The organism is Polyangium mundeleinium, assembly GCF_028369105.1.
GTDB lineage: Bacteria > Myxococcota_A > Polyangia > Polyangiales > Polyangiaceae > Polyangium > Polyangium mundeleinium.
Genome location: NZ_JAQNDO010000001.1, coordinates 10,749,266 through 10,768,270, shown reverse-complemented (window position 1 = coordinate 10,768,270; position 19,005 = coordinate 10,749,266). Strand labels below are relative to the sequence as shown.

The 19,005-nt window shown below is 68.8% G+C and carries 17 protein-coding genes and 1 pseudogene; 10 read left to right on the top strand and 8 right to left on the bottom strand.

All coding sequences use genetic code 11. The annotated features are described in order from the left end of the window. The first annotated feature begins 75 nt into the window (after positions 1-75). From POL67_RS42360 to POL67_RS53960, 6 genes are all read left to right on the top strand, one after another. Positions 76-1,341 (top strand): hypothetical protein, encoded by a 1,266-nt coding sequence (locus tag POL67_RS42360; protein WP_271926821.1) that lies wholly within the window; start codon positions 76-78, stop codon positions 1,339-1,341. Between the two features lie 85 nt (positions 1,342-1,426). Continuing rightward, a complete protein-coding gene (locus POL67_RS42355; RefSeq protein ID WP_271931071.1) occupies positions 1,427-1,726 on the top strand; it encodes a hypothetical protein in 300 nt (99 codons plus the stop codon). Next, positions 1,630-2,757: a serine/threonine-protein kinase gene (locus tag POL67_RS42350; RefSeq protein ID WP_271930996.1), complete on the top strand. Its 1,128-nt coding sequence runs from the start codon at positions 1,630-1,632 to the stop codon at positions 2,755-2,757. Before POL67_RS42355 ends, POL67_RS42350 begins: the two co-directional genes overlap by 97 nt. Beyond that, positions 2,751-3,734, top strand: coding sequence for a tetratricopeptide repeat protein (locus tag POL67_RS42345; protein ID WP_271926819.1), 984 nt, complete (start codon positions 2,751-2,753; stop codon positions 3,732-3,734). The genes POL67_RS42350 and POL67_RS42345 overlap by 7 nt, the downstream gene beginning before the upstream one ends. Further along, positions 3,734-5,041 carry a hypothetical protein gene (locus POL67_RS42340; protein WP_271926817.1) on the top strand — a complete coding sequence of 436 codons (1,308 nt, stop codon included), beginning with the start codon at positions 3,734-3,736 and terminating at the stop codon, positions 5,039-5,041. The genes POL67_RS42345 and POL67_RS42340 overlap by 1 nt, the downstream gene beginning before the upstream one ends. A 48-nt stretch (positions 5,042-5,089) precedes the next feature. Then, positions 5,090-6,703 (top strand): DUF8459 domain-containing protein, encoded by a 1,614-nt coding sequence (locus tag POL67_RS53960; RefSeq protein ID WP_271926816.1) that lies wholly within the window; start codon positions 5,090-5,092, stop codon positions 6,701-6,703. On the opposite strand, the gene POL67_RS42330 is transcribed toward POL67_RS53960, so the two are convergent. From POL67_RS42330 to POL67_RS42320, 3 genes are all read right to left on the bottom strand, one after another. Continuing rightward, entirely contained in the window at positions 6,681-8,048 is a 1,368-nt protein-coding gene (locus POL67_RS42330; RefSeq protein ID WP_271926815.1) for an adenylate/guanylate cyclase domain-containing protein, read from the bottom strand. The two genes, POL67_RS53960 and POL67_RS42330, sit on opposite strands and share 23 nt — an antisense overlap. A gap of 12 nt (positions 8,049-8,060) precedes the next feature. Then, entirely contained in the window at positions 8,061-9,389 is a 1,329-nt protein-coding gene (locus POL67_RS42325; protein WP_271926814.1) for an aminotransferase class III-fold pyridoxal phosphate-dependent enzyme, read from the bottom strand. 163 nt (positions 9,390-9,552) lie between these two features. Further along, on the bottom strand, positions 9,553-10,320 hold the full coding sequence (locus POL67_RS42320; protein ID WP_271926812.1) for a hypothetical protein: 768 nt from the start codon (positions 10,318-10,320) through the stop codon (positions 9,553-9,555). A 150-nt stretch (positions 10,321-10,470) separates the two neighbouring features. On the opposite strand from POL67_RS42320, the gene POL67_RS42315 reads away from it, so the two are divergent. Continuing rightward, positions 10,471-11,472: a hypothetical protein gene (locus tag POL67_RS42315; RefSeq protein ID WP_271926811.1), complete on the top strand. Its 1,002-nt coding sequence runs from the start codon at positions 10,471-10,473 to the stop codon at positions 11,470-11,472. Positions 11,473-11,536: 64 nt separating this feature from the next. On the opposite strand, the pseudogene POL67_RS54405 reads toward POL67_RS42315, so the two are convergent. Together POL67_RS54405 and POL67_RS42310 are read right to left on the bottom strand one after the other, a co-directional pair. Next, positions 11,537-11,686, bottom strand: a pseudogene (locus tag POL67_RS54405) (DUF3011 domain-containing protein); the annotation flags it as partial. A 29-nt stretch (positions 11,687-11,715) separates the two neighbouring features. After that, on the bottom strand, positions 11,716-12,474 hold the full coding sequence (locus tag POL67_RS42310; protein WP_271926810.1) for a helix-turn-helix domain-containing protein: 759 nt from the start codon (positions 12,472-12,474) through the stop codon (positions 11,716-11,718). A 110-nt stretch (positions 12,475-12,584) separates the two neighbouring features. Between POL67_RS42310 and POL67_RS42305 the strand changes: the two genes are divergently transcribed. Then, complete coding sequence (locus POL67_RS42305) at positions 12,585-13,340, top strand: SDR family oxidoreductase (RefSeq protein WP_271926809.1); 756 nt, start codon at positions 12,585-12,587, stop codon at positions 13,338-13,340. 111 nt (positions 13,341-13,451) lie between these two features. Here POL67_RS42305 and POL67_RS53955 read toward each other — a convergent pair whose 3' ends face one another. Then, the gene (locus tag POL67_RS53955) at positions 13,452-14,348 is read right to left on the bottom strand and encodes an AraC family transcriptional regulator (RefSeq protein ID WP_271926808.1); all 897 of its coding nucleotides are present in this window, start codon (positions 14,346-14,348) and stop codon (positions 13,452-13,454) included. Between the two features lie 109 nt (positions 14,349-14,457). Here POL67_RS53955 and POL67_RS42295 point away from each other — a divergent pair, with 109 nt between their 5' ends. Beyond that, the gene (locus POL67_RS42295; protein ID WP_271926807.1) at positions 14,458-15,195 is read left to right on the top strand and encodes an SDR family oxidoreductase; all 738 of its coding nucleotides are present in this window, start codon (positions 14,458-14,460) and stop codon (positions 15,193-15,195) included. A 21-nt stretch (positions 15,196-15,216) separates the two neighbouring features. Here the strand turns inward: POL67_RS42295 and POL67_RS42290 are convergent, their stop codons facing one another. Further along, on the bottom strand, positions 15,217-16,002 hold the full coding sequence (locus POL67_RS42290; RefSeq protein ID WP_271926805.1) for a hypothetical protein: 786 nt from the start codon (positions 16,000-16,002) through the stop codon (positions 15,217-15,219). Between the two features lie 240 nt (positions 16,003-16,242). On the opposite strand from POL67_RS42290, the gene POL67_RS42285 reads away from it, so the two are divergent. Next, the gene (locus POL67_RS42285; RefSeq protein ID WP_271926804.1) at positions 16,243-17,508 is read left to right on the top strand and encodes an amidohydrolase family protein; all 1,266 of its coding nucleotides are present in this window, start codon (positions 16,243-16,245) and stop codon (positions 17,506-17,508) included. Positions 17,509-17,529: 21 nt separating this feature from the next. Here the strand turns inward: POL67_RS42285 and POL67_RS42280 are convergent, their stop codons facing one another. Continuing rightward, complete coding sequence (locus POL67_RS42280; protein WP_271926802.1) at positions 17,530-19,002, bottom strand: hypothetical protein; 1,473 nt, start codon at positions 19,000-19,002, stop codon at positions 17,530-17,532. Between the last annotated feature and the right edge of the window lie 3 nt (positions 19,003-19,005).

The following is a 19,005-nucleotide window of genomic DNA, read 5'->3' as shown; positions in this document are numbered from 1 at the left end:
GCGGGACGAACGCGTCGTTGCGCGGCGTCTCGAACCCCCGTACCATCCGGTCTCCCGCGAACCGCGAGGGAGCCCTTGACCGCCGCACGACTCGACTTCGGCAACACGCTGAGCGAATTGGCGCTCGCCCCGACGTACAGGGCGTTCGAGTGTTTTCGCGAGGTGCGCGTCCCGCAGGGCCTCGCGGAGGTCTCGCACGAAAACCTCCTCGCCGCGCTCACCTCGGCCGTCGCGGTCACGGCGAAGCGGCTCGGCCTGAAGCCCCGCGACGTCGAGGCGATCCTCCCGTGGGCCGGCTACATGGGCCAGCTCCAGCAGCTCGAGCGCGCGCGTGTCGAAGCGCAGAGCGTCTTTGATCAGTACGCCGTCTCCGTCGGAGGCCTGCTCACGGGCCTCGCGGGCGCCACGATGGAGGTCGATCCCAAGCGCAAGAGCGCCGCGCAGACGCTCACGAACGTCGCGCGCCGTTTCTCGCGCGAGCGCGCGCTCGTGGGCCCGCTGAAGGTGCTCGCGGCCGAGCTCGAGGCCTGGGAAGAGGCCATGGAGAAGGCCGGAGAGCTCATCGATCGGAGCCGGCTCGTCCATCGGCACCTGCAACGGCGGCAGCTCTTTCGTGTCTCGCTCGTGTTCTTGATCTTCGCCATCTGCTCGGTCGCGGGCGCCTTCATGATCCGCGAGCGCCGCATCGCCGCCGCACGTCAGAAGCTCGACGCGCGCATCACGGCCGCGACCGACCCGTGCGCGATCACGGACATCGACGAGGAAGAGAAGCGCCACGCGCTGCCCGAGCATTTCGCGCGGATCGACGAGAAGAAAAAGGTCTGCGAAGAGCGGCGGGCGCGTGAGCGGTACGAGGCCTCGTGCGACGCGCTCGCGAAGGCGGTCGAGTCGGGCAAGCTCTCCGCGGAGGACAAGGCGACCGCGAAGGGCGCCGCCGAGAAGCTCGAGCGCGCCGCGGAGGGGAAGCTCGTCGTCGCGGACCTCCTGGCCAAAGAGTCCGAGATGCCGTGCGGCGACACGAAGGCGAAGGGCCGCATCTGGCTCGCGTACGCGCGCGGCGCGGCGCGCTCCACGGCGGCGTGGGCCGACGTGCCGGAGATCTCCGAGGACCTCAAAAAGGCCCTCGCCTCGAAGGAGCTCGAAAAGGAGACGGCCTACAAAGAGGGCATCGCGCCGGACGCCGAAGAGGTCGCGTCGCGCGCGATCAAGGGCGACGCCGTGGCCATGGAGCGCGCCGAGAAGCTCTGCAACGGTCGTGCGGCCTACGGACTCGAGGTCGGCAAGAAGTGCCAGCGGTTCCTTCAGATTCTCGAAGGGCTCGCAAAGCAAAAGAAGAAGTGAGCCCGGCGCCCGTCGTGAGCCCGGCGCCCGTGAAAAGCCGGCGCTCAGCTTGACAGCCTCGCGGCGAGACGGTTCGATCAGCACGATGGAGCACGTGGCCGAGGACGTCTTCCAGCGAGCCCGGGCGCGCGTGGGCCAGGTCTTGCGCGGCAAGTGGCGGCTCGACCACCTGCTCGGCGTCGGCGGCACCGCGTGTGTTTACGCGGCGACGCACCGAAACGGCAAGCGCGGCGCGGTGAAGCTCCTCCGCTCCGAGTCGCGACCGACGAGGAAGCGCGCCATCGCTTCCTGCGCGAAGGCTACGTCGCAAACCGCATCGAGCATCCGGGCGCGGTCGCCGTGCTCGACGACGACAGCGCGGAGGACGGCACGGTCTTCCTCGTGATGGAGCTCCTCGAAGGGCAGAACCTCGAAGAGCGCGGGCGCTCGCGGCCCGGCGGACGCCTGCATCCGTCCGAGGTTGCGTTTGTCGCGGAGCGCTTGCTCGACGTCCTCGCGGCCGCGCACGACAAGGGCATCGTGCATCGGGACATGAAGCCCGAGAACGTGTTTTTGACGCGCGCGGGCGCCGTGAAGATCCTCGATTTCGGCATCGCGCGCATGCGGGACAACGCGGCCGGCGGGGGCGCGGGTCGGGCCACGGAGGTCGGCAGCATCATGGGCACGCCGGCCTTCATGCCGCCCGAGCAGGCGCTCGGGCACACGGCCGAGATCGACGCGCGCACCGATCTTTGGGCGCTCGGCGCCGTCATGTTTTACGCGCTCTCCGGCAAGCTCGTCCACGAGGCCGAGACCGTGAACAAGGTCCTGCTCGCGGCGATGACACGGCAAGCGCCGCCGATCGGCTCGATCGTGCCCGGCCTCCCGCCTGCCTTCTGCGAGGTCGTCGATCGCGCGCTCGCCTTCGATCGCCAGCGCCGCTGGCCCGACGCGCGCACGATGCAGCGCGCCCTCCAGGCGGCGATGCAGCACATGCCGCCGGCGCCGCCGATCACGATGGGGCCTGCGACCGGCGGCGCGCAGGGGCCAGGCGCGGCGCGACTCACGAGCTCGCCGTTCTCGCGCGACGCGTCCACGTCGCCGCTGCCCTCCCGCAAAGCCCTCCTCGTCGGCCTCTCGCTCGCGGCGGCCCTCGTGCTCGGCGGCGTCGGGTTTTTCCTCGTCCGCGTCCGCGGGGTGACGACGACCTCCACGGAGACCACCGCGCCCGCCGCCGTGCCCGTGCCTGCACCTTCCGCGGCCCTCGCGCCGCCTGCATCCGCGGCGACGCTCGCCGCCGCGCCCACGCCTGCGCCCTCGGCGAGCGCCGCGCCGAAGGTGACGGCGGGGACACGCGCCCTGCCCACTGCGACATCACAGAAGAGCACGAAGCCACCCCAACAAGGCGGCTCGAAGGACATCTTCAGCGAATGGTGACCTCGAAGAACGACCGTTCGACCTGGGAGCCGCGCAGGCTGCGCGCCGTGGGGATCGGCGCGGCCCTTCTCGTGTCCTTGCTCGCGCGCCCTGCGGCCGCCGACAAGACCGACGACGACGCGCAGCGCGCCGAGGAGCTCTTCAAGGAGGCGCGCGCGGCCATCGACAGGAACGATTACGCCGCGGCGTGCCCCAAGTTCGAGGAGAGCCTCGCGCTCGTCCGCCGCGCCGGCACCCTCTTCAACCTCGCGCAATGCGAGGAGCACGAGGGGCGCCTCGTCACGGCGATGCGTTATTACAAGGAAGGCATCGTCGTCCTCGACCCCGGCGACCCGCGCCTCGCGCCCTCGAAGAAGAAGCTCGCGGAGATCGAGCCGCGCATCCCGTTCCTCACGATCAAGCCCAAGACGGAGCTGCCGAAGGACACCCGTGTCACCATCGACGGCAAGGAGGCCGAGGGCGTCGGCGTCGCGGTGCCCGTGAATCCGGGCAAACGCACGATTGCCGTGCTCGCGCCCAAGCGCACGGAGGAGAAATACGTCGTCGAGATCGGCGAGGCGGAGCAGGTGGAGCTGCTCGTCAGCGCGGGCAAGGTCATCGTCGAGCCGCCGCGGCTCACGCCCGCGGAGCTCTTGAGCATCCGGCAGCGGCGCATCGCGGCGGTCTCGTTGCTTGGCGTCGGGGCGCTCGGGTTCGTCGCCGCGGGCATCACGGGCGGGCTCGTGGTCTCGACGTATAACGAAGTCGAAAAGAACTGCGTGAGCGGGCGCTGCGCCACGAAAGGCGCATATGAAGCGGCCCAGACCGGGCAAACGCTGCTCGTCGTGAACACCGTCGCGTGGGGCGTGGGGATCGCCGGGGCGGGCGCCGGGGCGGTGCTCTACCTGCTGACCAACAAGAAGCAGGCGGAAAAGACCGGGCCGACGCAGTCCCTGCTCGTGGGGCCGGGCTTCGTCGGGGTACGAGGGAGCTTTTGATGTCCTCCACGAACACGCCCCGCGCGCTGCGCGCCATTCTCGCCTCGGCCCTCGTCGCCCTCGTCGGAGGCGGGTGCATCGCGCTCGGATATGATTTCGACCGGCTGCCGCCGATCCCGTGCAACAGAGCCGAGGACTGCCCCGGCGAGGACACGTTCTGCGGCACGCGGGCGTGCGCGGAGGGCGCGTGTACGATCGTGGACGTGCAACCCGCGGGGGTGAAGCCCGTCGGCCAGCCGCTCGGGGATTGCCAGGATGTCACGTGCGACGGCGCGGGGCACGCCATCTCGAAGCCAGCACCGGAACAGCTCCCCACGGACGGGAGCGAATGCAACGCAGGCCAGTGCGTCGAGGGGACGCCGCTCCTCGTCCCCGTGGAGCAGGGCAAGTCTTGCGGCAAGGATCTCGCGCTCACGTGTGACGGGCGCGGGGCCTGCATGGGTTGCACGATGCCCAGCCAATGCGGAGACGACGGACCGTGCGTGAAATGGGCGTGTACGGACGGGGCGTGCATACGAGCCTACGTGCCGGCGGGCATGGTCGTCGCGGACACGGTGGTGGGCGATTGCATGGCCGAGGCCTGCGACGGCGCGGGCAACCTCGACCAGGTCCCATCTCCGGCCGACGCGGCCGACGACGGGGACTCCTGCACCGACGACATCTGTACGGGCGCAGGCACCGAGCACGCGAACGCGGCGAACGGCACCGCGTGCGGGGTCGGCTGTCAATCGTGCACGGAGGGTGTTTGCGGCGATTGCAGTCCCGGGTTCGTTTGCGAGGGCATGGCCTGCGTCTCGGTGGGTGAGCAGCCCGTGGGGGCGGTGTGCACGACGAGCTCCGATTGCGGGACTGGCTTTTGCGTCCAAGGGGTCTGTTGCGAGAGCGCTTGTGACGACAAGTGCATGGGGTGCGTCAAGACGGCGACCGGAATGCCGAACGGCGTATGCGCGCCGGCCCTCGACGGCAACAATCCGGGCGGTCGGTGCGCGGGCGCGGACACCTGCGTGGGTGGGGTGTGCCGGTGCGAGAACAACGTCCAGGATGGGAACGAGCTCAAGGTCGACTGCGGCGGAAGCTGCTCGCCGTGCAAGGGTACGTGGGTCTGCAATGGGGATGCGGGGTGCGGCGAGCCTATTGAGAAATCTTGCGGGCTCGTCTGCATCAACTGCGACGACAACACGGAGGCGTGTTTTCAGACCCAGAACCAGGAATGCTTCATCGGAGAGCAGCCGAAGTCGTTCACCGGCGGCTCGGTCTACAAGTTCCCAACTGATTATTGCAAGCGCATGACGTGCATCTGCCAGTAATCGCCCGTTGCACTTGACCTTGCCGGCCCGCCGGCCGAAGCTTGCCACGTGCCCCCGTTCCGTCCGCTTCGAGGCGTCTTCCTCGCGCTGATGTGCCTGGCGCTGCCGATCGGCGCCCACGCCGCGCCCGATGCTGCGGTGCTGGCGCCCGAGGCCGCTCCCGCTCCCGCCGCCGCTTCCGCTTCCGCTCCCGCCGCCGCTTCCGCCTCCGCCTCCGCCACCACCTCCGCCGCTCCTCCCATCGCCGAAGGCGTCCCCGTCCGCCTCCGCGATGCGCGCCTCTTCTCCCTCCGTGTCCCCCGCGCGGGCGAATCTCCCGAGGAGCGCGCGCGCGCCGCTTCGATGGCCCTCCGCGCCGCCGCCGAGAGCGGTGAAGAGGCCGCCGTACGTGTCGAGCCGCGCGGCGACGAAGCCGCCGTCCTCGTGGGTACTCGAACGATCGTCACCTTCGGTCCCGCGGACGCCGCGGCCTCCGGCCAGGCCAGCGTGACCGCGCTCGCCGAGGACGTCGCCGGCCGCGTCCGGATCGCGCTCGCCAAGGAGCAATCGCGAAGCGCCGCGCTCCTCACCTTGCTCTCCGTCGCGCTCGTCGTCCTCTCGGGCATGGTCGCCCTCTTCTTCGCCCGCAAGATCGGCCAGATCGCCGACCGCGCGCGCGCCTTCCTGGAGGAGCACCCCGAGCGGATCCCGGCCATTCGCCTGCAATCGATCGAGGTCGTCCGGCCGGAGTCCTTCCGCGCCGCCATGCTCATCGCCACGAAGGCCGGGCGTGTCCTCTTTCGGCTCGGCATTGCTTATGGCTGGGTCCTCATCGGCCTCTCGCTCTTCGAGCCCACGCGCGGGTATGCCGAGCGCCTCAGCGGCTTCGTCTTCGGACCCCTTTATTCGCTCCTCGCGCGCCTCATCGGCTCGCTCCCCTTGCTCGTCGTCGCGGTCATCGCCGCGATCGCCCTCATCGTCCTCGTCCGCTTCATTGGCCTCTTTTTCGAGGGCGTCGCGCGTGGTCAAACCACCCTCGATTGGCTCCCGGCCGACCTCGCCGCGCCGACGAGCATCCTCGTCCGGGCTTCCGTCGTCATCGGGTTTTTCCTCGTCGCCGCCCCGCTCGTCCTCGGCAATGACGACGGCGCCCTCGTGCGCGCCGGGACGGCCGTGATTGCGGCGCTCGCGCTCTCCACCACGCCCGTCGCGGCCAGCGCCGCCGTGGGGATCGTCGTCGTGTACGGCCGTCGCTTGTCGGTCGGGGATCACGCCGAAATCGGCGGACGCGCGGGCAGGGTGCGCGCCGTCTCGCTCCTCGAAGTCGAGCTCGAAGGGGAGGACGGGACCTTTCGGATCCCGCACCTTTATTCGCTCGTAAGGCCCACGCGCCTCCTCGGCGTCGAGCCGCCCGTTTCGGTCGAGGTCACGCTCGAAAAGGCGGCCCTCGACGACGAGGCGCGCGAGCTCTTGCGCGAGGCGGCGGGCGCGGTGGGCAGCCGGCCGCGCGTCGAGCTCGTGCGGCTCGACGCCGAGGGCGCTTGTTATCGGGTCACCGCGCATCGCGCCGGCGTGGCCGCCGCGAGCGAGCTCGTGGTCATCCTCGCCGAGGCGCTCTCCGCCGCGGAGATCCCGCTCGGGCGGGCCGGCCTGCGGATCGTCAAGCCAAACGAAAGATCCTGACGGGCTCCTTGCGACCGCGTACGTGCAGCGGCGCCGTCGCCGCCGCCTCGGGCAAATCGAGCCCGCACGCCTCGAACACCCGCGCCGTCACGAGGATCTGCGAGCCGAGCTCCTTGTTCAGCCCCTCGACACGCGAGGCCACGTTCACCACGTCGCCAATGACGGTATATTCTTTTCGCTCCGACGAACCCACGTTCCCGATGAGCGCCCTGCCCGACGCGATGCCGATGCCGACCCGTGTCGCCGGGATCGCACCGTCGGCGACCAGCGCTTCGAGCCTCGATACAATCTCCAGCGCCGCCTCGATCGCGTTCTTGCAATCGTTGTCGCCCCGCAGCGGCGCGCCGAACACGGCCATGAAGCCGTCGCCGAGGAACTTGTTCACGATGCCGTGATGCGCGTTGACGCTCTCGATCATGAAATCGAAGAGAGCGTTCAGGTACCCCACGACCTCCTCCGGGCTCTTTCGCTCCGCGAACGCCGTGAAATTGCGGACGTCGAGGAACATCACGCACACCTCGCGCAGCTCGCTCCGGACGTCCGCCTTTTGCGCGAGCAGCCGCTCCACCACCGCGGGCGAGACGTGTTGCCCGAACACGCTCAGGATCCGGCTGCGGTCTTCGAGCGACTCCAGCGTCCGCCGAAAGCCCTTCTCCAGCCGCCGCGCCACGAACCCCGCGGCCACGCCGCTCCCGAGCAGGATGAGCGCTTTTCCAAGGTGATGCGCCGCCGACGCGAGCGGACTTCCCGCCTTCGCCGTCGCGCCCTGGAGCGTGAAAAACGCGAGCAGCGCATACTCGGCCGCGGCCACGATTCCCGAGAAGATGCAGAGCTTCGGATCGAGCCGCAGCGTCGAGAGCAGGATGAACACGAAATAGACGAACGCCGGCGGCAAGAGCAGCGCCTCGAACGGCTCGACGATCGACATGTAATAGACGATCGCCAGCGTCGGCAGGCTCGTCTCCACGAGCGTGTCGATATAACGCCGCGCTGCGGGTGGCTTCTTGCGGCTCTGGATGAGCTTCTCGATCCCGCGCAGCGCGACGAGCTCGTACGCGGCGAATCCGCCGAGCAAGAGGCCCACGCGCACGCGGTCGAGGCGGCTGTGGAAAAACTCGGCCATCGCGCCGGGGTACGACGCCGAGAGCGCGAGGAACGCGATGAGCGCGCCGCCGAACGCCCCCGCGAGGAGCTGCGCCCGGAAGCGCTCGCTGATGAGGATCTCGCGCGCGAGGTTATCGCTGATCGTCCTCCGGGCGAGGCCCTCGGCCGGGGGAACGGCGAGGGCGCCTCGTCCGGAGGCGAGGGAGCGTGGAGCCTCGGTCGGGGGCGCGAGATCCGTCATCCAGGTCGAGAGCTACGCGACCTTTTCGTCGGCGATCGTGAGCGCGGCGTCGAGCGCGGCGATGCCCTCGTCGAGCTCCTCCTCCGTCACGATGAGCGGCGGCGCGATCACGAGGTGGCTCACCCACGCGAGCACGGTGACTCCGCGCTTCGTCATTTCGGCGGCGACCGCGTCGATGACGAGCGGCCTGCGCGCCGCCTTGTCCTGCGGCGTGTTGAGCGGCTCCTTCGTCGTACGGTCCTTGACGAGCTCGACGGCCCAGAAGAGCCCGAGGCCACGCACGTCGCCGATCGACGGGTGCTTCGCGGCGAGCGCCTTGAGCTTCTGCCCGAGCAGCTCGCCCATCTTGGCCGAGCGCTCGATGAGGTCGAGCCGCTTGTACTCGTTGATCGCCGCGATCGCGGGCGCGAGCGTGAGCGGGTGCGCCTCGTAGGTATGGCCGTGCGCGAAGTAGTTGTCGTCGAAGAAATCGGCGATCGCGCGGCTCGTCGCGACCACGCCGAGCGGCATCGCGGCGTTCGTCACGCCCTTCGCCGTCGTCAGGATGTCGGGCGTCACGCCCCAATGCTCCACGGCGAACCACTTGCCCGTGCGGCCCCAGCCCGTCATCACCTCGTCCGCGATGAGGAGCACGCCGCGCTTCTTCGCGTGCTCGGCGAGCTTCGGCAGGTAGTCCGGGGGCGGCACGAGCACGCCGTTCGTCCCGACGATGGGCTCGACGATGATCGCGGCCACGTTCTCCTCGTGGTCGATCATGTACGCGAGGTAATCGGCGCAGGCCGTGCCGCACGTCCCCTGCTTTTGCTGGAGCGGGCAACGATAACAATTCGCCTCGGGCCCGAATATCACGCCCGGGATCTTCCCGGTCGGCTCCACGAACCAGCGGCGCAGGTCACCGGTCGCGGCGATCGAGCCCGCGGTCGAGCCGTGGTACGAGGTGTAGCGGGCGATGATCTTGTGTTTGCCCGTGTAGAGCCGGGCGATCTTGATGGCGGCCTCGTTCGCCTCGGTGCCGGAGGTGGCGAAGAAGAACTTGTCGAGCCCCTTCGGCATCACCTCGAGCATCTTCTGCGCGGCCTTCGCGCGGACATCACACGTGTACGAGGGGCCGATGAACGCGAGCTCCTTCGCCTGCGCGCAAATGGCGTCGATGACCGCCTGGTTCTGGTGGCCCAGGTTCGAGCAGACGAGCTGCGACGAGAAATCGAGGTATCGTTTGCCAGAGGCGTCCCAGAAATGGCAGCCCTCGGCCTTCGTGACGTGCAGGGGCTTCCAGCCGCGCTGCGCGCGCCAAGTGCCGTAGGTATACCTCGCTGTGAGCTCGGAGATGTCGTCGGTCATGACCGCGCATCCTAGGACATCGCCGCGCGCTACGGAACGACGGTTTTCGCCTCCCCCCGGCCCCTCTCCCTGGCGGGGGAGGGGAGACGAGGAAATGTGTCCGACGCCCCCCTTCCGGAGGGAGAGAGGTCGGGCGTGAGGTGAGGACGGTGCGAGGGGACGCTCAGGGCATCTTGACGACGTGGAACGTCTGCACGAAGCCCGGCTTCGAGGGCGTGCCGAACACGCCGAGCAGCTTCGAGTCCGGCACGATGTAGATCGCCTTCAGCGCCGAGATGTCGAGCTTGCCGCCGACGGCCGTGAACGCGACGGCCTTTTTTTCCCCCTCCTTCACGCCCTCGATCTTGCCCTTCGACCACTTGAGCTTCATCGAGAGGCTCGACACGTCGAGCTCGTCGCGGTTGTCCGGCCAGCCGATGCTGCGGATCGCCACGAACCCGCCCTCTTCGAGCTTCGCCGCGAGCTTCGGCAGGACCTCCGCGACCTTCTCGTCGAGGTGCTCCTCGCACTCGCCGGGCTGACAGATGCGCATCGGATCGCGGCTCTGCCCGTCCTCTCCGTAGAAGTGGATGTCGAGGCTCCCGGTCGACTCCGTGCGCTTCTCCATCGGCACGACGAAGAGCTTCTTCGACGCGGACCAGCCGATGCGCCGGCCGCCGCCCTTGATGATCTCCTTCGCGAGCGACTCCGACTCGCTCAGCGCCTTCGCCTCGGCGGGCTTGCGCTCGGGCGCTTTCGCCTCGGCGGCGGGCGTTTCGCCCTCGGGCTTCGCCTCGGCGGCGGGCGTCTCCTCTGCGGGCTTCGTCTCCGCGGGGGCGGCCTCTTTCGCGGCGTTTGCGTCGCCGCCTTCGGGCGTTTCGGGTTCCTTCGCCGGGCCGCAGGCCGGCAAGAGAGCGAGCACGAAGGTGAGGGCGGCGAGGGTGCGAACCATGGGGGAGACCTCCTGGGGGTTTGGGGCGCAGGACGCCGCAGGCGATCCGAACCCCCGAACGTTGACGGACGTGGTGCGAGGAAACTACTCCAGGCCGGGCCCGCGCGGAAAACCTTTTCCAGCGCGCGGAGGCCGGTACACTCGCGCATCATGCAAAACCACTCACGTTCTTTCTCTTTGCCTCGCACCACGACCGGGCTCGCCCTTCGGCTCTCGGCGCTCTTGCTGCTCGCCGTGCCGCTCGGCGCATGCGGGGACGACGGCCCGGCGCCTCCTGGGCCGATCCCGCTCGACGCGCTGCGTGACGAGCTCGCGCTGGCGACGTGCGAGCAACACGTGCGGTGCGGGCTTTCGCCGGACAAGGCGACGTGCGAGGCGACGCAAGGCGACGCGCAGTCGACGCTCCAGCTCTTGACGGACGCGGTGCTCGGGCGCGTGACGTACGACCCGGCGGCGGGGCGCACGTGCGTCGAGGCGGTCCGCGCGTACGCGTGCGACACGCGCGCTTCGGCGCTGAAGGGCGCCTCCGACGCGTGCGCGGGGATGTTCGTCGGCACGGTGCCCGCGGGCGACGCGTGCCTGCTCGCGGAGGAGTGCGCGGGCGACAGCTTCTGCGACACGTCGATGTGCACGGGCGGCGGCGTGTGTTGCCTCGGCGCGTGCACGAAGCGGCCGGCGCCGGTGGCGGTGGGCGGCGACTGCACGACGAACCCGTGCGTCGAATCGGCCTACTGCGATCAAGCCGAAATGCCGTTCACGTGCAAGGCGCGCAAGGGCAACGGCGACGCATGCGACGGGGTCGACCAATGCAAGGACGGGATGCGCTGCGACGTCGGCGGCAACCCGCAGACCTGTTACCTGCTGCAAAACCGCGGCGGCCAGTGCAACCCTTCGCTCGAGCAGGGCGCGTGCTTCCGGTTCGACGACTACTGCCACCCGACGGACCGCAAATGCGTGCAGCTCCCGAAGGACGGGGAGCCGTGCACGATGGACAACGAATGCCTGCAATATGCATTCTGCGACAACGGCACGTGCAAGCGGCTGGCGATCGAGGGCGAGGCGTGCACGGATGACGGAAACTGCCTCGGCACGCTCCGGTGCAACGAGATGGTGTGCGCAACGCGGCCTTCGAATGAGGTTTGTGCGTTCTGAGAGAGGGTGACGGCGGAGAAGGGATGCCTGTGGGGGGGGGCGGCCCGTGTTCGGCGGCGAACCGTCACGCACCGTCACGGATCAATGCGGTTCGGTGCCGGTCCGACGCACCGTGATTTCGAAACACGGCGCGGCAGCCTTTGTCGACCCATATCGAGGATCCACCGAATCCCCAGGAATGATCCCGATGGCAGGAAGATCGCGAGTACCTGTGCTCGAGGGCGTTCGGCTGCGAGTCGCGCCCTACACGCCGCGCGCGTACTGACCGGGCGTCGTACCAACGATGCGCCGGAAATGTCGGTTCAGTTGGCTCTGATCGTAGAGGCCGACCTGGGGTGCGATGTTGCTCGGCTTCACGCCGGCCGCGAGCAGCTCTTTCGCGCGCATGATCCGTAGCCGCGTGAGGTACGCGTGTGGCGGCATGCCGACCTGCGCGCGAAACGCACGGCATAGATGAAATTTATCGAGGCCGGCGTGCGCCTCGAGATCGTCGAGCGTCACCGACTCGGCAAGCCGCTCGCGGAGGAGCTCGATCGCGCGGCGCACCGGCCGCGTGTGCTCGCACTTCGCATGGCCGACAGTCGCGAACGCTTCGATCGCCTCGGCAACGGCGATCTCGAGCGTGAGCCGATCCGCGCCAGCGTGCACCGCGTCGTGGAGGCGTTGGAACGCCGCGCCGCGCTCGTCACCGGCCGCGAGCTGCGGATGGACGCGAATCTTGCCGGTCACGCTCTCCACGGTGGGCGCCGGGAACGTGATGATCTGGACCGTGCTCGGGCCTTCGCGCGAGACATCGCGGTGGACATCGCCCGGTTGCTGGATCTGCAACGAGCCCGGGCCGATCTTCCACACCTTGCCGCCACTCCACCACTCCGAGCGCCCGGTCTCGACGCGGGCGATCGCGTACGTCTCCTTCATTCCGGCGTAAAGCTCGTCGGTCGACCAGCGCACGGCGCGCAGGCCGGGCACGGAGACTGCGAGGACGTGGGTACGAATGGCCACGCCCTCATCCTACGACCGGCGCATGCCGGCGGCTTGGACATTCTTGGCGGCCCGACCGACTTGCCAAGAACCACCAAGGCAGCGCGCGCGGCGATCGCTAGAACGGGGTCATGCAGAACATGCCCGTCGCCCTGGTCACTGGGGCCAACAAAGGAATCGGTCACGAGATCGCGAAGCAGCTCGCGGCGCGCGGCTACACCGTGCTCGTCGGTGCGCGCGACCTCGCGCGCGGCGAGGACTCCGCGAAACGGATCACCGGCGAAACGCGAGCGGTCGCGCTCGACGTCACGAACGAAGGCTCGATCGCCGCTGCCGCTTCGCGGATACGTCGCGAGTTCGGCCGGCTCGACGTCCTCGTCAACAACGCCGGCATCGCCAAAGGCGGAGCGCAGACCGCGGCCATGCTCGCCGACATCGCCCAAAGTGGGGCGCCGAGCGTGGCCACGCTCGCCGACGTCCGCGCCGTGTTCGAGACAAACGTGTTCGGTGTGATCGCCGTGACCCAGGCGATGCTTCCGCTCCTGCGCGAAGCGCCGGCCGGGCGGATCGTCAACGTGTCGAGCCGCGTCGGCTCGATGACCACGATCAGCGACCCCGCCTATCCACACCGCGGCATCGGTGGCGTCGCGTATGGCCCGTCGAAGAGCGCCCTCAACGCGGTGACGATCGCGTTCGCGCAGGAGCTCGCCGACACTGCGATCAAGGTCAATGCGGCCTGCCCCGGCTACACCGCGACCGATCTCAACAACCACAGTGGGCCCCGCAGCGTCGTCGAAGCGGCGCGCGAACCGGTGCGGCTCGCGCTGCTCGGTCCCGACGGACCCACCGGCACGTTCTCGAACGACGCCGGCCCGATTCCTTGGTGAGGTCGCGCGCGCGCTGGCTTGCGGTGACGTTATCGACAGCGTCGAAGGACGAGCAGCCCACGTGGCCGAGGAACCTCATGGTCGCTCGCGGGATCGGGATGGGGCTCGGTGCTAGCCCGCACGCGCATAATGGCTCGGAGGTTGTCCCACGTATCGGCTGAATGCAGTGCTGAAGGTGCTCGCCGAGCCATACCCGACGCGCTCGGCGACCTCGGCGATTCCGAGCTCGTGGCGGCGGAGCAGATCCCTTGCGACGGCCATTCGCCAGGCGAGCAGATATTCCATCGGCGGCAGGCCCACGGTGCGGGTAAAACGCTCGAAGAACGCCGAGCGCGAGAGCGCCGCCGTCTTCGCGAGCTGTGCCACCGTCCATGAGCGCGTGAGCTGACCGTGCATTTTGCGTATCGCTGGCGCGAGCCGCGCATCGGAAAGCCCGCGCAGGAGCCCCGGCGGCGCGTCGTCGCCCGATGTCGATCGCAATGCTTCGATGAGCAGCACCTCCACGAGCCGCGTGAGCACGAGGTCGCGCCCCGATCTCTGCTCGTTCGATTCATCGCCGACGAGCCGCACCAATATCGACAGCCGCTCGACACCACGCACGTGCACCAGCGCCGGCAGGAGCGACACCATCAGCGCTGCGTCAGGCGAGTCGAAGACGAAATAACCGCCGAGCAGCCGCGCGTCGGGGCGTCCGCCACGCGTGCCATGGTGGACTTCATCCGTCGGCGAGGGCGTGACCTTGGGGTCGATACGCTCCGGCGTCACCGGTTCGAAGCCCGACAGCGTGAAACCCGGCGTCGCCGGCAGGAGGACGAAGTCATTCGCCTCGAGCGTGAGGGCAGGCTGACCGTCGACGGCGAGGAGGCAGCGGCCTTCGAGCACGACACAGAAGCTCGGCTGGCCAAACTCCGCGTAGCGAACCCCCCAGCGACCGGCGCCGCTGATGCGCTTCGAGAACACGGCGCGTGGCTGAAGCAGCGCGATGACTTCCGAGAGAGGGTCGTTCACGTCCGGACTCTAGCAAATGAAACATGGACTCTCCATGGTAGATCGTCCGGCGTGCCGCGACTACGTTACCCCCCATGAACGCCGCGCGCTGCGGCAAAGGAGTCGAGCGATGAAAACGGTGCTCATCACGGGTTGCTCTTCTGGGTATGGTCTCGAGACCGCGCGCCATTTCCACGCGCAGGGCTGGAACGTGGTCGCCACCATGCGAACGCCGCGCGAGGACGTTCTCCCCCGATCGGACCGGCTGCGCGTGGTCGCGCTCGATGTGACGAAGCCCGAGCGTATCGCCGCTGCGCTCGAAGCGAGTGGGCCCATCGACGTGCTCGTCAACAACGCGGGCATCGGGCTCCTGGGCGCCTTCGAGGCCACGCCGATGGCCACGGTGCGCGACATCTTCGAGACCAACACCTTCGGCGTGATGGCGATGACGCAGGCTGTGCTGCCCCAATTCCGCGCGCGCAAGTCGGGCGTGATCGTGAACGTGACGTCGAGCGTGACGCTCGCGCCCATGCCGCTGGTGGCCGTGTACACGGCGAGCAAGATGGCCATCGAGGGGTTCACCGCGTCGCTCGCATTCGAACTCGAAGCATTCAATGTACGGGTGAAGCTGGTCGAGCCTGGCTATTGCCCGAACACGAGCTTCACGAGCAACGGGGGGGCCCGCATGACAGGGCTGATCCCCGAGGCGTACGCGCCTTTTGCAGAGCGCATTTTCGCGGCTTTCGGGCAGACGACTGTCGTGACGCGCGAGTCCGACGTGGCCGAGGGGGTATGGCGTGCCGCGAACGACGCGACGGCAACCCTCCGTTTTCCGGCTGGCCCTGACGCGGTGGCGCTGGTCTCCTGAGACCAAAGAAGCCGCGGGTCGTCAGCGTGTCGTCTCTTTCCCGGCAAGACCCCGGCGATCGGCCGGCGCGGGGCTCGCGAGCGGCGCGTCGAAGAAATGAGCCATCCAGCGGAGCAGATCCTCCTCGGGCGCCGAGGGCATGACTTCCATGCGGACGTGCCAGAGATGCGCGCCGTCCTCGATGAAGCGCTCGTACAGCTCGCCCCGCTCGCAGCCTTTCTCGACGTACGCCCATTCCACGATGCGCCGGCCCTTCTCGTCCTGAAATGCGGCGACACGGTCGAACCACCTCACGAAGCTGTCGTCCTCCATCTCGTCGGTGATGTCCTCGCCGTTCGCGTCGAACGACTTGGCCGCATAACGAAACAGGCTTTGCCCCTCCGGCCGCGCGGCCGGGTGGTCGAACACCTGGACGTCGACCGAGATGTATTCGTGGTCGTCGTATTCGAACTTCATCACGAGATCGGCAGGCGCCTCGACCTCGACCTCGTCCTCGCCGTCGTCCGCGGCGCCGTCGGCGACCTTTTTCGCGACAGGGACGGCGTGGAAGCCCGGCGGCGGCTGGAGCGCCCGGTAGCCCTTGCCCCAGCCTTCCGACGCACGCGCGGCCGCCGTGGCTCGTTGCCGCGCGGCTTCGTCGGGCCCAGGCGGGGCCACGGCGGAACCCGAGCCACGACAACCAGGCGGATGCACGGCGGCGCGGTTGCCGCCCTCCGGGGCCGATGGATCGAGCGGGGCCGCGGGCGGCGCGGCGCCGCAGGCGAGGAGGAGGACGGACAGGACGGGGAGCAGGCGCAGGCTTCGCACGCCCGAACATCGTCCGGGCCTCCCGGAGTGTGACGGTGCGTCTGTCATGACGACGTCACGGGGGCCGTCATCGCCGCGTGACAGTTGTTGCACGCCCGCGACAGCTTGCGCGGGGCGCCTCTTGTCTGCGAGCCTCGTGAAGCCCGGAAGGCGATCGCCCGGATCGGTACGGTCCTTGCTGCTCCGGGCCGTGGTCGCCTGAGCTTTCCCATGTGGAAAACAGCCTTTCGAAGATCCTCGTTGGCCCTCGCCCTCCTTGCGACAGCCCATTGCGGCCCGGAAAAGGAGAACCCCCCCGGCGGCACCGGCGGCGCTGTATGCACGAGCAGCGACAAGGTCCTTCGGCTGGGCAAGCTCGTCCACCCCGAGGATGGCACGGTCCTCGACAAGGCGATCGTCGTGATCCACGAGGATCGGATCACCTACGTCGGCACGGATGAAAAGCAGATTCCGTGCGGGGCCAGCGTCATCGATTGGACGGCGTACACCGGTCTCCCCGGCCTTGTCGATGCCCATGTCCACTTCACCTACCAGACGGACCAGGCGCCGGGCACGCTTCCGTGGACCCGTGCCCCCTGGCTGATGAACAACAACGCCTACAAACTCCTGGACCTCGCCCGCGGCGCCGCGCTGGCGACGCTCAAGACCGGCGTCACCACCGCGATCGACAAGGGAGGCGCCGACTACATCCTGAACCCCCTGCGCGCCGAGATCCTGTCCGGCAAGACGCCGGGACCGCGGATGTACAACTCCATCGGCGGGATCTCCAATCACAAGCACCCGGGCGCGTTCACCACCGATACCTTGAAGGGCTGGGTGCAGCTCCAGGTGCTGCGCGGCGCCGACCTCGTGAAAGTATGGGCCGATCAGTGCAGCGACCAGACGCTCGACTGCGTGCCGATGTTCACGTTCGACGAGCTCAAGCTGCTGGTCGACACGTCCCACCAGGAAGGGCTGCCCATCGCGATCCACGCGTACCACCAGGACACGGCCAGCCTCGCCATCATGGCCGGCCCGGACTCGATCGAGCACCCGGAGGGCCTCGATGCGGTGGACTGCGGCACCATGATCGACAAGGGGACGATCTACGTGCCGACCATCGATCACAACCGGTATTACAAGGACAACCTCGTGTTCTTCGGCTACGCCCCCGAGCTTTCGGCGAAGTTCGACGCGTACATCCAGAAGAACCTCGAAAGCGCGACCCTGGCGCACCTGATGGGCGTGAAGCTCGCGATGGGCTCGGACGCCGTGTTCACCGGATTCGGTCAGAATACGCAGGAGCTCGCCTGGTTCGTGAAGGCCGGGATGACCCCGCTCGAAGCGCTCCGCGCCGCCACCCTCCATGGAGCCGAGAGCATCGGCGCCGAGCACGAGGTCGGAAAGGTCGCGGTGGGCTACTATGCCGATATCATCGCGGTCGAGGGCGACCCGCTGACGGACATCAACGTCGTCCTCAAAGGGGTCCGCAAGGTGATGATGGGCGGGCGGGTCGCGGAATTCTGACGAGGCCCGCCCCGGGAGGCTTCAGGGGCAGGGGCCTGCGTACGGGTAACCATTCGCATTCGCGCACGAGGCCGCCTTCGACGACGACAGCGCGGCGAACGTGATGTCGGCGCAGCCGTTGACGTTGCCGGTGTTGTAGACGTAGGTCCCGACCGTGCCCGTGACGATGTTGTAGCCGGGGAAGGCCGCCTGCCCGCATTGCACGGCCTCGCTCAGCGAGTTGGCAAAGAACGCGTTGCTCTGGAGCAGGCAGCCCCAGTAATTTTCGATACCCACGGTGAAGTACTGCGCCTGCGACTCGGCCGGCTGCCCCGAGCAGGTCGGCACGGGGCACGCGCCGCAGTCTTGCTGACACGAACCGCACGTCTCGCCATTGTCGCAAACGCCGTTGCCGCAGCACTTGCCGCAGTCGGACGGGCATGTGCTGCACGACTCGCCGACGCTGGGGTTGCATACACCGTTGCCACAGCAACCGCCGCAATCTTGCGAGCAACTGCCACACGTCTCGGAGCCATTGCAGAGCCCGTCGCCGCACTTGCAGTCGGACGGGCAGCTCGACGGCGTCTCGTCGCTGTTGCACGCGCCGTCGCCGCAGCCGGTCACCCTGCACTCACCGAACCACTTGCGACACAGGCCGTGCGTGCTGCCGTCGGGGAAGCACACGTTCCCGTAGCCATGGTTGTAAATCGCGTGTTCCGTGAACTTCGTCTTCCGCGCGCCGCCGTCGTCGGACAGCTTGCACTCGACCGAGCGCCCGTCGGGCAGCGTCGCCTCGCCGAACCAGCGCCGGCATATGCCCGCGGCGCCGCCCGGCACGCACGCCTGCTTGCCCCCCGGCGAGAACACCGCGTCCGACGGGCCCGCCATGTCGGTCTCGCCGTCATTGAAGACATTGAAGAGCACCGGCGTGTGGCTCGGATCGGTGGTTTGGCAGCGGCCGAACCACTTGCGGCAGGTGCCGCCCGGGGTGCCGTCGGGCACGCACGCCCGGCCCGAGCCGCTCTCGAGGTAAATCGCCTGCGACGGCCCGACCATGTCGGCGTAGCCGTCGTTGAACACGAAGCACTCGACGCCCTGCCCCGTCGGCAGCGTCGCGCACTGGCCCGGTACACCCGCCGCGCCGCACGCCTGCCCATAGGGGCACGAGCCGCCGGTGCAGATACCGCCGCAGCCGTCGGGCGCCCCGCACGCCTGGCCCGAGCACTGGGGCGTACACCCACACTGGGCGTACACGCCGCCGCCGCCGCAGGTCGTGCCTGCCGGGCAGGAGCCGCTGGCACACTTGCCGCCGCAGCCGTTGGAGGCTCCGCACACCTTGCCCGCACACTTGGGCGTGCAGGTCGGGGGGGGAGGGTCGCCGGGTTCGCACGTTTCGCAGGTGGCGGCAGCGCTGTACGAGTCGACGTTTTCTTCCAGCGAAGCGTCTTCGGGCGCAGTGCCGCACGCGCCGGCGACGAGCGCGCCCGCGACCAAGGCCACCGCGACGCCGAGCACGCC